12 protein-coding genes are annotated in these 12,860 nt (G+C 72.1%); 4 read left to right on the forward strand and 8 right to left on the reverse strand.

The genetic code is table 11. The annotated features are described in order from the left end of the window. Positions 1-3: 3 nt before the first annotated feature. The gene (locus CR162_RS04090; RefSeq protein ID WP_099094243.1) at positions 4-3,234 is read right to left on the reverse strand and encodes a maltotransferase domain-containing protein; all 3,231 of its coding nucleotides are present in this window, start codon (positions 3,232-3,234) and stop codon (positions 4-6) included. A 220-nt stretch (positions 3,235-3,454) separates the two neighbouring features. Between CR162_RS04090 and egtB the strand changes: the two genes are divergently transcribed. Then, complete coding sequence (gene egtB, locus CR162_RS04095) at positions 3,455-4,651, forward strand: ergothioneine biosynthesis protein EgtB (RefSeq protein ID WP_245870111.1); 1,197 nt, start codon at positions 3,455-3,457, stop codon at positions 4,649-4,651. Between the two features lie 5 nt (positions 4,652-4,656). After that, the gene (gene egtD, locus CR162_RS04100; protein ID WP_099094245.1) at positions 4,657-5,604 is read left to right on the forward strand and encodes an L-histidine N(alpha)-methyltransferase; all 948 of its coding nucleotides are present in this window, start codon (positions 4,657-4,659) and stop codon (positions 5,602-5,604) included. Between the two features lie 60 nt (positions 5,605-5,664). On the opposite strand, the gene CR162_RS04105 is transcribed toward egtD, so the two are convergent. The 5 genes from CR162_RS04105 to CR162_RS04125 all read right to left on the reverse strand — a co-directional run bounded on the left by CR162_RS04105 (position 5,665) and on the right by CR162_RS04125 (position 7,840). Then, positions 5,665-6,306 carry a PA2169 family four-helix-bundle protein gene (locus tag CR162_RS04105; protein WP_141563065.1) on the reverse strand — a complete coding sequence of 214 codons (642 nt, stop codon included), beginning with the start codon at positions 6,304-6,306 and terminating at the stop codon, positions 5,665-5,667. 218 nt (positions 6,307-6,524) lie between these two features. Continuing rightward, entirely contained in the window at positions 6,525-6,827 is a 303-nt protein-coding gene (locus CR162_RS04110) for a hypothetical protein (protein ID WP_099094247.1), read from the reverse strand. A gap of 20 nt (positions 6,828-6,847) precedes the next feature. Continuing rightward, a complete protein-coding gene (locus CR162_RS04115) occupies positions 6,848-7,060 on the reverse strand; it encodes a hypothetical protein (protein WP_099094248.1) in 213 nt (70 codons plus the stop codon). 64 nt (positions 7,061-7,124) lie between these two features. Next, positions 7,125-7,415 (reverse strand): con-10 family general stress protein, encoded by a 291-nt coding sequence (locus CR162_RS04120; protein WP_245870112.1) that lies wholly within the window; start codon positions 7,413-7,415, stop codon positions 7,125-7,127. A gap of 218 nt (positions 7,416-7,633) precedes the next feature. Continuing rightward, positions 7,634-7,840 (reverse strand): hypothetical protein, encoded by a 207-nt coding sequence (locus tag CR162_RS04125; protein ID WP_099094250.1) that lies wholly within the window; start codon positions 7,838-7,840, stop codon positions 7,634-7,636. Positions 7,841-7,993: 153 nt separating this feature from the next. Between CR162_RS04125 and CR162_RS04130 the strand changes: the two genes are divergently transcribed. Beyond that, the gene (locus CR162_RS04130; protein WP_245870113.1) at positions 7,994-8,401 is read left to right on the forward strand and encodes a PRC-barrel domain-containing protein; all 408 of its coding nucleotides are present in this window, start codon (positions 7,994-7,996) and stop codon (positions 8,399-8,401) included. Between the two features lie 70 nt (positions 8,402-8,471). On the opposite strand, the gene CR162_RS04135 is transcribed toward CR162_RS04130, so the two are convergent. Further along, positions 8,472-9,041, reverse strand: coding sequence for a sigma-70 family RNA polymerase sigma factor (locus tag CR162_RS04135; protein ID WP_099094252.1), 570 nt, complete (start codon positions 9,039-9,041; stop codon positions 8,472-8,474). 215 nt (positions 9,042-9,256) lie between these two features. On the opposite strand from CR162_RS04135, the gene CR162_RS04140 reads away from it, so the two are divergent. Continuing rightward, positions 9,257-10,216 carry a crotonase/enoyl-CoA hydratase family protein gene (locus CR162_RS04140; RefSeq protein ID WP_099094253.1) on the forward strand — a complete coding sequence of 320 codons (960 nt, stop codon included), beginning with the start codon at positions 9,257-9,259 and terminating at the stop codon, positions 10,214-10,216. A gap of 63 nt (positions 10,217-10,279) precedes the next feature. On the opposite strand, the gene CR162_RS04145 is transcribed toward CR162_RS04140, so the two are convergent. Further along, positions 10,280-12,853, reverse strand: a complete 2,574-nt coding sequence (locus tag CR162_RS04145) for a hybrid sensor histidine kinase/response regulator (protein WP_099094254.1) — start codon at positions 12,851-12,853, stop codon at positions 10,280-10,282. Positions 12,854-12,860: the final 7 nt, after the last annotated feature.

Raw genomic sequence — 12,860 nt, forward strand, 5'->3', positions numbered from 1 at the left:
GGATCAGGCCTTGTCGGCGGCGCGGACGCGCCAGATGGCGAAGGGCATGGAATGCGGGTCGAGGCGGAGGTGGCGGTGCGTGCCGTGCCAGACCTCCTCGCCGCCCTGCATCAGGTTTTCCACCACGAGGGGCGCGCCATCGGGCAGGCCCATCGCGTATTGCGGCAGCTCGGCATGCGTCTCCAGCGGCTGCTGCGGGTCCATCGAGACGGCGACGAGGATCACGTTCTCCTTTTCCGGCGTCATCTTCACGTAGAGCAGGATGCCGTCGTGGTTGGAGCGGAGGAAGGTGACGCCGAGATGGGTCTGCAGCGCCGGGTTCTGCCGGCGGATGCGGTTCAGCGCGGTGATCTCGCCGGTGATGTTGCCGGGGCGGTCATAGTCCCAGACCTTGATCTCGTACTTCTCGCTGTCGAGATACTCCTCCTTGCCCGGGACGGGGCGCGCCTCGCACAGCTCGAAGCCGTTATAGACGCCCCACAGCCCGGACAGCGTGGCCGCCAGCGCGGCGCGGATCAGGTGGCCGGGCCGCCCGCTGTTCTGCAGGAAGACCGGGTTGATGTCCGGCGTGTTGACGAAGAAATGCGGCTTGAAGAAGTCCCGCACCGGCGCCTGGTTCAGCTCCTCCAGATATTGCCGCATCTCCCAGGCGGTGTTGCGCCAGGTGAAGTAGGTGTAGGACTGGCCGAAGCCCACCTTGGCCAGCCGGTACATCACCTTGGGGCGGGTGAAGGCCTCGGACAGGAACACCACCTCCGGGTCGCGCGCCCGCACCTCGCCGATCATCCATTCCCAGAAGGGGAGCGGCTTGGTGTGCGGGTTGTCCACACGGAACAGCTTCACGCCCTGCTTCACCCAGAACAGCACGACGTCGCGCAGCGTCAGCCACAGCGCCGGCATGGCGCCCGGCTTGTAGAAATCGACGTTGACGATGTCCTCGTACTTCTTGGGCGGGTTCTCGGCGTAGCGGATGGAGCCGTCGGGCCGCCAGTCGAACCACTCGGGGTGCTCCTTCAGCCACGGATGGTCGGGCGAGCACTGGATGGCGAAGTCGAGCGCCAGCTCCAGCCCGTGCTGCGTGGCGGCGTCCCGCAGGCGGCGGAAATCCTCGAAGGTGCCAAGCTCGGGATGCAGCGCGTCATGCCCGCCCTCCGGCGCGCCGATGGCGTAGGGGCTGCCAGGATCGTCCGGCCCCGGCGTCAGGGTGTTGTTGCGGCCCTTGCGGTTCTTCTTCCCGATCGGGTGGATGGGCGGGAAGTAGAGCACGTCGAAGCCCATGTCGCGCACGCGCGGAAGGGCGCGGATCACGTCGTCGAAGGTGCCGTGGCGGTTGGCGTCGCCGCTCTGGGAGCGGGGAAAGATCTCGTACCAGGAGGAGAAGCCGGCGCCGCGCCGCTCCACGTCGAGCGGCATCGCGGCCTCGCGCACCCGGAAGGGGCGGCTGTCGGCCAGGGTCATCAGCCGCACCGTCTCGGGCGCGGTGAACAGGGCGACCGCCGTCGCGTCGTCCGCCCCGCGGATCTGCGCGATGAGGCCGGCCATCGCCTCCGCCTCGGCGCCGCTCAGGACACGCTTCGCCTCCTCGAGTTGGATCAGCCCCTCCTGCCGCTCCAGCACGATGCGCACGCCGGCCGCGTGCTTCTTGGCGATCTCGTCGCGGAAGGCGGCGTAGTGGTCGACCCAGGCCTCCACCGTGTATTCGTGGCGGCCGATCCGCTCGGGCACGAAGGCGGCGGTGTAGATGTCGTTCACCGTGTGAACCATCGGCAGCTCGCGCCAGCCATCGGCATCGGCGGTGCGCCACAGCAGGCGGACGGCGATCTTGCCATGCCCCTCGGTGAACACGTCGGCGGTGACGATCACCGCCTGGCCCACCGGGCGCTTCACCGGGAAGCGGCCCATGTCCACGGAAGGCTGGATGTTCTCGATGGCGATGCGGGGCGCGGCCACCGCCTGGCCCACCGCCTCCTTCTCGTCCCGCAGCTTCAGGCGGATCTCGGCCACGTCGTCGATCGGCATGCTGCGGACCTCTCCCGGCGCCAGCTCGAGGCGCCCCTCGGGGGTGATGGCGTTTTCAGGCAGGCTGCCGGGGCGCGGCAGGAGGCCGATGACCTGCGCGGCGGAAAGCCGCGCGGGCCGGCGCAGCGACGGGTTGGCCAGAACCACCATGCGCTTCGCGCCCGCCTCGCGCAGCAGCGCCACGGGCGCGCGGGGGGCGGAGAGCGGGGTGGGCGTGGCGCGGCCCCGCGCCGCCGGCAGGCGGGCGCGCTCGGCATTGGCCTCGCGCACCGCGGCGGACAGGTCGAGGCGCGGCGACTGGCGCAGCGCGGCGAAGGCCCGCGCCTCGCCCGCGCCATGCCCCATGCGGTGGATGGCGCCGTATTCGTAGCCCATCGGCAGCATCCAGGCCGTGCCGGACAGGGCGGCGAAGCGCAGCGCGCGCAGCGCGGCCCGGCCGGCCTCGGCGCGGTCGGGGTGACGCGCGGCCAGGCGCGGGGCGAAGGGCGCCTCGGGCGCGGCGAGCAGCGGCGCCACGGCGCCGAGGCGGCCGGCCTCGTCCTGCCACCAGCCGGCGGAGAAGTCCCACCAGGGCAGGGATGAGGCGATCAGGTCGAAGCCCGCATCCCTCAGCTCCGGCACCGCGCCGGCGGGCAGGCCGGGTGCCCAGGCGATGAAGGCCGCCCCCGGCACGGCCTGCCGCGTCGCCCCGATCACCTGCTCCCAGAAGCCGGCGCCCATGCCGGGCGAGACGCAGCGGAAGCCGGCGATACCGGCCAGCGCCCATTCCTCCAGCCGTTCCGCCCACCAGGCCTTCAGCCCCTCCGGCGCGGGGCTGGCCAGCGCCACGCCGGGCTCGGCACGGGGGTCGGGCGGCGCGTCGGGCTCGGTGCCACGCTCCTGCCAGCCATGGTTGTGCCGCAACGGCAGGGCGTCGCGCGCCATGCGCCGTGTCGGCAGGTCGAGCAGCAGGGAAAGTCCCCGCGCCCTGGCCGCCTCGGCCAGGCTCCGCAAGCCCGCCAGCGCCTCCCCGCCGCCCAGTGCCGGGTGGAGCCGGGCGTGGTCGCGCGTCTGGAAGAGGTCGCCTCCGGTGCCGGGCTCGAAGGGCGGCGCCAGGGCCACGCTGTCGAAGCCCAGCGCGGCGATGCGCTCGAACTCCGAATCCCAACCGTTGAGCGGGCCGATGGCAAGCGGGTTCACATAATAGATGGCGTTGGGGAGAGCGGCATCAGGCAAGAGAGATGCGTCCTTTTTCGCCGGGAGCGGGGGAGGGCTGTCGGGTTCGGCAACGCAGCGTGGCGCCGAGGGTTGCGCAAGGAAAGGCCCCGGCGTGGCAACCACCCGCGCAGGCGCGTGTTAGCCCCCTGACCAGCCGCCTCCGGTCAGCCGCATGAGGGAGGGCAACCATGCCTGCGTTCCGCCCCGGCCATCCATCCCGCCGGCGGACCATCCGCCGATGCTGAGCGCGGCGCTGACGGAGGACATCGCCCTTGTCGCGCGCTGGCGGCAGGTGCGCCGGCACACGGACCACCTCGCCGCCGCCCTCAGCGACGAGGACCAGTGCATCCAGTCCATGCCGGATGCGAGCCCGGCCAAGTGGCACCGGGCGCACACCACCTGGTTCTTCGAGCAGTTCGTCCTGGGGCCGAACCTGCCCGGCTACGAGGCGTTCGACGGGCGCTTCTCCTATCTCTTCAACTCCTATTACGAGCAGGTCGGCCCGCGCCACGCCAGGCCGCATCGCGGCCTGCTCACCCGCCCCTCCGCCACCGAGGTGGGCGCCTACCGCGCGCATGTGGACGCGGCGATGGAGCGCCTGCTGGAGCGCGAGGCGGCGCCGGAGCTGGCGGAACTCGTCGAGCTCGGCCTGCAGCACGAGCAGCAGCACCAGGAGCTGCTGGTCACCGACCTGCTGCACGCCTTTTCCTTCAACCCGCTGCGGCCGGCCATGCTGCCGGACTGGCGGGAGCCGCCGGCCCCCTCGCGCGAGACGGCGGCGATGCAGCCGCTGGAAGGCGGCATCGTCCGCATCGGCGCGCTGCATTCCGGCTTCGCCTTCGACAATGAGCGGCCCTGCCACGACGCGCTGGTGCCGGCGGGCCGCATCAGCTCCCAGCTCGTGCGCAACGCCGAATGGTGCGCCTTCATCGCCGATGGCGGGTACCGCCAGCCGCTGCTCTGGATGGCCGAGGGCTGGGCCGCGGCGCAGCAGGAAGGCTGGGAGGCGCCGCTCCACTGGGAGAAGCGGGACAGCCAGTGGTGGCAGATGACGCCCGGCGGCCTGCGCCCGCTCGACCCTGTGGCGCCGGTGCGGCATGTCAGCTGGTACGAGGCGGATGCCTTTGCCCGCTGGGCCGGCAAGCGCCTGCCGACCGAGGAGGAATGGGAGACCGCCGCCCGGCGCCGCCTGCTGGAGGATGCCGGCCGCTTCGTCTGGGAATGGACCGGCAGCGCCTACCGCCCCTATCCGGGCTTCCGCCCGCCGCCCGGCGCGGTCGGCGAGTACAACGGCAAGTTCATGATCAACACCATGGTGCTGCGCGGCGGCTCGCTGGCCACGCCGCCCGGCCATGCCCGGCTGACCTACCGCAACTTCTTCCACCCCGACAAGCGCTGGCAGTTCACCGGCCTGCGCCTCGCCGAGGAGCTGTGAACCGCATGCGCGCCGTTGCCCCCGCCGCCGCTTCCGCCTTCGACCCGCTGATTGCCGAGACGGTGCTGCGCGGCCTGACCGCGCCGCGCAAGACGCTGCCGCCCCACCTGCTCTACGACCCGGAAGGGTGCCGGCTGTTCGAGGCCATCACCACCCTGCCGGAATACTATGTCACCCGCACCGAGCTGGCGCTGCTGAAGCGGGTGGGGCCGGAGCTGCGGGCGCATGTCGGCCGTGGCGCGTCGGTGGTGGAATATGGCGCGGGCTCGGCCACCAAGGCGGCGCTGCTGCTTTCGGCCCTGGAGGCACCGGCTGCCTATGTGCCGCTCGACATCGCCGAGGGCGCGGTGCGCGCCTCGGCCCGCGAGATCCGCGCGCGCTTCCCGGGAGTCGCGGTGCACCCTCAGGTCTGCGACTTCAACGGGCGCATCGCGCTGCCATTGCTGCCTGCGCCGCTGCTGGGCTTCTTTCCCGGCTCGACCATCGGCAACCTCGACACCGGCGCGGCGCTCGACTTCCTCCGCGCGGTGCGTGCCTCGCTGGGGCAGGGGGCGCGCTTCCTGGTGGGGGTGGACCTGCCGAAATCGCCCGATGTGCTGGTGCCCGCCTATGACGACGCCGCCGGCGTCACCGCCGCCTTCAACATGAACCTGCTGCACCGGCTGAACCGCGAGGCGGCGGCCGATTTCAACCTGGCGGGCTTCGCGCACCAGGCGGTGTGGAACGCGGCGGAAAGCCGGATCGAGATGCATCTCCGCAGCCTCGCCGCGCAGACCGTTTCCGTGGCCGGGGAGAGCGTCCGCTTCGAGGCGGGCGAGACCATCCACACCGAGAACAGCTACAAGCGCGCGCCGGAGGCGTTCCAGGCCATGGCGCAGGAAACCGGCTGGCGGAGCGAGGCGGTGTGGCAGGACCCGGAGGGTCTGTTCTCCCTGCACCTGCTGGCCGCCTGAACCGGAGCCCGAAGGGGGAAAAGCCCAAGGGGGAGGGGCTTGCCTCCCCCGCCTCCCTTGTCAGCGGTAGCGGTAGGAGGAGCGGCTCCTGAGCAGCCGGGCGGTCAGCGCCGAGACGGCCGTGACAACAATGGCCGAGAGGATGGGGTTGCTCGTCACCGGGTGGGTCAGGCGGTTGAAGCGCGCGATCAGACCGTCGCCCTGCAGGGCCAGGGCGTTGTCCCGCGGCTCGTCGCTGTCGTCCAGCATGGCGGCGTAGCGGTCGCGGGTGGCGCGCACCTGCCGGTGCTGGCGCTGCAGGAACTGGCGGGTCTCGGGCGGCAGATCGCCGGAGAGGACCGCGTCATAGGCATCCTCCAGCGCCGACTCGCCGCGCACCACCTCGCGCAGCACCCGCTGGCGCCCCTGGCCGAACAGCGCGCCCTTCAGGTCGAGGAAGGCGCGGTGGGCGGCGCCCAGGGTGCTGCCTTCCTTGCTCGGGACCTCGTCATGCTGGCGGAGCAGGGCGTCCACGTCCTGCGCCATCTTCTCCCGCTTCTCCGCGAGCTCGGTGAACTCGATGCGCAGGAAGCGGTCATGCGTCAGGTGGCGGCCCTGGTCGTAGCCGCGGTGGCTGTCATGCAGATAGGCGCTCAGCGTCTTGAGGGCCGAGGGCTTGATCCCATCGGCGGCGGCGACGAGCCTGTCCTCGATTGTCTTCATGCTGGTCTCCACTGTCCGGAAGCCGCGCCGGGCGCGGCCGCTCTGCCGCAACAACGCCTGGGGGCATCGATCGTTCCAGCTTGCCGGACGGCTTGATCGGAGCCGCAGGGTTCCGGTCCCGGAGCCGCCCGGGGGCGGTGGATGGCCACCGCCAGGCGAGGGCGCTCGCGGCCGCGCCAGGAAGCAGCGGCGGAGGCTTCGCTCCCGCCGCCGGGGTGTCAGCGCTTCACCGTCTCGGGTGGCGGATTCACCGGGTCGCCCTTGCCGTACTTGGCTTCCGGCAATTGCTGCTGCGCCGAGGCGGGAAGCGGCTTCGGCTCCGGCTCGTTCTCATGCGCCGTGCCCTGCGAGGGCGGCTCGGGTTGCGGCGGGGGCGGGGCCTTGGCGGGCTCCTCGGGCGCCACGCCCTGGGCCGGCGTTTCCGGCGTGAGTTGCGCCTGCTTCCGGTCGCGCTGTCCCTCGGGCACCTGGGTCTCAGCCTCGCCGCGTGGCGGACGGGGGGGCGGGCTTGCGTTGGACATGTCGGACATCCTCCTCCGGCTCAGGCCACACCCGGGGCCTTGGCGGGCGGCGACGCCATGCCGGGTCTGAAGGCCAGGGAGCGGTAGGGCAGCGCCCGCGTCAGCATCGCCCCCGCCTCCCGCGCCAGAAGGCGGTGCGCCGCCAGGCGTTCCGCCAGGGCGGCACGCAGGGCATAGGAAGGGCTGTCGGCGGCGGAACGGGTGGTCAGGGGCGCGATGCTCTCGCTGGCCATGGTGAACTCCTGGTGGGGCCTTTGCGGGCGAGGCGGGACCGGCGCGGCGGCGCCGGCCTCGGGTTCAGTTCTCGCCGGCGGGCGGGTTCTTCTGCTGGGCGCGGCCATGCGTGGCCTGGCCGCCCTTGCGGCCGGCCTGGGCCGCCAGGGTGCGGTCGCGCGAGAAGGAGCGGTCGGCGGCCTGCACGGCCTGGCCACCCTTGCGGCCGGCCTCTGCGGCCAGGGCGGGGTCCTGCGCGAAGCTGCGCTTGGCCGCCGGCACGCTCTGGCCGCCCTTGGAGGCAATGGTCCGCTGCTTCGCCTCGTCCATCGAGGCAAAGCCCTGCTTGCCACTGCCGGTTCGGGACTGGGGCATGGAAATCTCCCTAGGGGCGCCGCGCGGCATGCCACGCGGGCAGGATTGGTTGACGGTGCCCGGCACCGCTCGGCCCAGGCTTGTCATCAACCGCCCGGCCGTGGCCAAGTTCCGGTTCAACGGCCAGCGTGGCCGTTCCAGCCGAAAACTTCCCTGTGATGAAGGCCATGCTCATCAAGGCCGTGGCGATGGAGCCCATGGCCACGCCGCCGGCCCGCCTAGACGGTGAAGACCCGGGCCAGGATGAAGGCGACGATCACCAGGATCAGCGACGCCAGCAGCACCCAGCGCATATGCCCGAAGGTGACGCCCTGGCGGGCCTTGGTGGTCGGGATCGACTTCTCCGGCATGGGGGCCTGGTGCGGGCCTGGAGGCGGTTCGATCACCCGCTCGCGCGCGGGCATATCTTTGTTGGTGTCGGACATACCGGCGGAACTCCTCTCGCGGCACGGGGTGAGGCCCCGTGATGAGGGGAGAAAGCCCCGCCCCCCGGAGAGTTGCATCGCCAGAGCTGGAACCCCGAACCGGCCATGGCGTTGTTCTGGCCGAGACAAGCAACCCTCAGGGGAGGTTTTCCCATGGCAGAGCCAATGACAGATCCGGGCGGCCAGGCGCCGCAGCGGGGCGCGTCCGGGCTGATCTCGTCGGACCGCGTCGAGGGCACGGCGGTCTTCGACACCTCGGGCAACCGGCTGGGCTCCATCTCCACCCTGATGATCGACAAGGTCCGGGGGCGGGTGGAATACGCCGTGCTGTCCTTCGGCGGCTTCCTGGGCTTCGGCGGGTCGCGCTTCCCGCTGCCCTGGGACCAGCTCCGCTACGACACCGGGCTCGGCGGCTATGTGGTCGATGTCACCGAGGAGCAGCTCGCCGAGGCTCCCTCCTTCAAGCCGGACGAGGCGATCGACTGGTCCGACGAACGGTGGGGCAGCGAGGTGCGCGGCTATTACGGCCCCTCGCCCTATGGCTCGCGCGACGGGCTCTGAGCCGGAGCGGGCCCGGCGGCAGGCGCCGCCCGAGAGGGCAGGGTGGGGAGGAGGGGGCCGGGAGAGCGTCTCAGAAGCTCAGCCGGCGCTGCTCCTCCGCGGCCATGGCGCGGAGGCTGGCGCGGGGTGGCGGCGGGCGGCGCGGCACGGCGCGCTGGAGCTTCTCCTCCTCCAGCAGCGCCAGCAGGGCGGAGCGGGCGCGGTGCACCCGGCTCTTCACCGTTCCCACCGCGCAGTTCAGCACGCGCGCCACGTCCTCATAGGGAAGGTTGGAGCCGGAAACGAGGGTCAGGATCGAGCGCTGGTCCTCGGGCAGGCGGTGGAAGATGCGCTGGAAGTCCGACAGCTCCAGCCCGTCCTCCTGCCGCGCCCCCACGGGAACGCGCTCCATCTCCCCCTCGTCGAACTCCCGCGTCGCCCGGCGCTTGGCCACGAACTCGTTGAGGAAGCGGTTGCGGAGGATGGTGAAGGCCCACGCCTTGAAATTCGTGCCCGGCTGGTAGCGGTCCGCCGCGTGGAGGATGCGGAGCACGGCGTCCTGCACGAGGTCGTCGGCGTCATGACGGTTGCGTGTCAGAGATCGTGCATAGGCACGGAGATCAGGAAGACAGCGGAGTAGCTCGTCGTCGATCTGCGTCATAGTGACCTGTCATGCAGCGGAGACAAACAGGAAACACCGCCATCTGCGGGAAGTTGCGGCGGCCGGATTTACGCCACCGCGAAGCGGTGCGGGCGCGCGGGCATCTTCGGAGGCTAGGATGGAGCCAGCGAGCTGCGCCATCACATCTGCCGGCGGTCGGCGGATGGGTGCCTCGCCCAACAGGGCGGCCTGGCCGCCCAGCAGGAGAGTTCCGCATGTACCTCGATCGCACCGCCGCCCCGCAGGCCGACAGCAACGCCACCAGCCGCGACGCCGCCCTCGGCGCCGCTTCCGGCACGCTGCCGATGGAGGCGCGCCTCGACAACCTCGAACTGCGGCTGGAGGCGGCGACTCGCACCGCCTGGTGCACCATGCGCCCGCAGGGCCGGCCGAGCTACACGCTGGCCTTGATGCAGGATGTCCACCGCATGCAGGACATCATGGCGCGCTTCCATGCCGAGCAGGTGGCGGCGGGGCAGGCGCCCTCGGAATGGTTCGTCATGGCCTCGGCGGTGCCGGGCATCTACAATCTCGGCGGCGACCTCGCCCATTTCGCCGAGCGCATCCGCTCGCGCGACCATGCCTCGCTGGTGCGCTACGGCCACATCGCCGTCGAGGCCATCCACCGCAACCACATCGCCTTCGGCCTGCCCATGGTGACCATGGCGCTGGTGCAGGGCGACGCGCTGGGCGGCGGCTTCGAGCACGCCCTGTCCTTCGACCTGATCGTGGCCGAGCGCAGCGCCAAGCTCGGCCTGCCCGAGATCCTGTTCAACATGTTCCCCGGCATGGGCGCCTACAGCTTCCTGTCGCGCCGCATCGACCGGCGGGCCGCCGAGGAGATGATCACCTCCGGCCGCCTGTATGGCGCGGAGGAGCTGCATGCCATGGGCGTGGTGGACGTGCTGGCCGAGGATGGCGAGGGCGAGGTGACGGTGCGCGAGTACATCGCCCGCCACAGCCGCAAGCACAACGCCCACACCACCCTCTACCGCGCCCGCCGGCGGGTGAATCCGGTGACGCTGGAGGAGCTGCGCGACGTGGTGGAGATGTGGGCCGCCGCCGCCATGAACCTCGGCGAGGCGGACCTGAAGAAGATGGGCCGCCTGGTGGCGGCGCAGGAGCGGCGGCTGGGTTCGCTCGGCTCGCCGGGTCTGGCCACCGCGGCGGAGTGAGGGCCACGCGCCGGCCGGATCCCTGCCAGGGTCGATCGTGGCTGCACGCCAGGGGAGGGGCGTTCAGCCGCGGTGACTTTGCGGGTCCACTTCCTGCAGCAGCGCGCGGCGCGTGCGTTCCAGCTCGGCGCGGGCGCGCAGCGCGAGCTCCGCCCCCTCGCGCATCAGCGCCTCGCGCCCCATCTTGCGCCATTCCTCGCAAAGCCGGCACAGCGCGGCGGCACCGATATTGGCGGCGCTGCTGCGCAGGGCGTGCGCCTCCGCGTGGAAGCGGGACGCATCGCCGGCGATGGCGGCGGCCGAGATCGACTCGATGAGCTGCGCCGCGTCCGACAGGAAGTCCCGCGCCAGCCCGTCCACGAACTCCTCGCCGCCCAGGCTGCGCAGGTTCTCCAGCGTCTCGGCGTCCAGCGCCGGGCTGGTCATGCGGAAGCGCGGGTGCGAGGCGATGTCGGCCACCGGGGCGGCGGCGCCGGCCGCCCCGCCGCGCGGCGGCCTGGCATTCGCCTCGACGATGCGGAGCAGCTCCTCCGGCTGCACGGGCTTGATCACGTGGCCGTCCATGCCGGCCTCGGCGCAGCGCCTGGCGCTTTCCTCCGTGGCATCGGCCGTCAGCGCCAGGATCGGCAGGTGCGGCTGCCCCAGCGCCATGACGCGGAACAGCTTGGTCGCCTCGATGCCGTCCAGCCCCGGCATGTTCACGTCCATCAGCACCAGGTCGAAGCTGTCGGCCTCCTGCTCCAGGATGTCGAGCGCGGCATCGCCGTCATCGGCCAGCCGCGCCTCGTGGCCGGAACGCTCCAGGATCTTGGCCACGACGCGCTGGTTCACCCGGCTGTCATCGGCGACCAGCACCCGCAGCTTGCGGCCCGGCAGCGCGATGGGCGCGGGGCCGGCCGGCCGCTCGGCGGCGGCTTCCGCCGCTTCTGTGCCCGCGGCCGGCCGGGGGGTGGCTTCCGCGGCGGCCCTGGCGAGGGAGGGAGCGGCAACGGGGGGGGCGCCGAGCGCGAGCGCCAGCCGCAGCGCGTGCGCGATCTCCTCGGGCCCTGCCTCCGGGGCCAGGGCGGTGACGTGGTCGCGCCGCGCCGGCTCCGCCGCCAGGGCCTCGGGCAGCGGCGTGATCAGCACGCGCGGATGGAGCGGCGCCTCCGGCGGCAGGGCGGCGCCCGGCCCGCCATAGGTGAGCAGCAGGCAGCGCCCCTCCGGCCCTTCGGGGCGCAGGCGCAGCAGGGCGGCGGCCTCGGTCGGGACGGTGGCGTGGCGGACCTCGATGCCGAGCCCGGCCAGCGTCTCCGTCAGCGCGGCGGCGCGGATCGGCGCCGGGTCCAGCAGCACCACGGCCAGGCCGGCGAGGCCGGAGGGTGCCAATGCCTCGGCCGGCTCCAGGGGCAGGCTGAAATGGAAGGTGCTGCCCTGGCCCGGGCTGGAGCGGACACCGATCTCGCCCCCCATCAGCCCCACCAGGCGGCGGCAGATGGCGAGGCCCAGCCCGGTGCCGCCGAAGCGGTTGATGATGCTCGAATCGGCCTGGGTGAAGGCCTCGAAGATGCGCTCCTGCGCCTCGGGCGCGATGCCGATGCCGGTGTCGGTCACCTCGGCGGTGAGGCGAAGCTGGCGGCTGCCGGAAGCGGCGGGGCCGGCATCCAGCGCCACCGTCACGCCGCCGGTGGTGGTGAACTTCACGGCGTTGCTGGCCAGGTTCAGCAGCACCTCCAGCAGGTGCCGCCGGTCGCCGCGCAGCACCAGGGGCGTGCGGGCGCTGACATGGACGGAGAAGCGCAGCCCCTTGTCGAGGCACTGGCTGGCCAGGAGGGCGCGCAGCTCCGTCAGCAGCCCGGCCACCTCGAAGGGCGCGTCCTCGGTCGGCATCCGGCCCGCCTCGATGCGGGACAGGTCGAGGATGTCGTCGATCAGCGCCAGCAGGGAGCGGGCGGCGCTGTCCACCGTCCGCGTCATCTCCCGCTGCTCGTCATCCAGGCTGGTGCCGCGCAGCAGGCCGCCCATGCCGATGATGGCGTTGAGCGGCGTGCGCAGCTCGTGGCTGACGCTGGCCAGGAAGAGCGACTTGGCGCTGTTCGCCTCCTCCGCCTGCTGCTTGGCCAGGGAAAGCTTGCGGATCAGCGTGCCGGCGTAGAGCGGCAGGATCAGCAGCCCGATCAGCAGCCCCACCGCCAGATGCGGCTGGCCGTACCAGTAGGGCGTGGTGAGGATGACGGCGCCGAAGCCCGCCAGAGCCGCCACCATGGCGATGCGCAGCCAGGCGATGCCGAAGCGGAAGCCGTTGCCGAACACCACCCACAGATAAATGGGCCAGAACATGGCCACAGGCTCGCCGCCCAGGTAGATCTGCCAGGACAGGAAGCCGCAATCGAGCAGCACGGCGGCGAAGCGCCTCGGCCGGCAGACGCCCGGATAGGCGATGATGTGCGCGAGGATGCCGAGCGCCAGCGAGACGTAGAGCGCCATCCCGATCAGCGAGGTGCGGGATTCCGCGGTGCCGTCCGCCAGCAGCACGAGGATGATGATCACGGCGAAGATCAGGCCGTTGAACCGCATCTCGTGCTCGGTGTCGGGCCGCCCGCGCAGCCGCTCGCGCAGCCGGGAAAGCAGGCCGCGCCGGGGAGGCGGGGCGCTCATGGCGTCC

This window comes from Teichococcus rhizosphaerae, assembly GCF_002631185.1.
Taxonomy (GTDB): Bacteria; Pseudomonadota; Alphaproteobacteria; order Acetobacterales; family Acetobacteraceae; genus Pseudoroseomonas; species Pseudoroseomonas rhizosphaerae.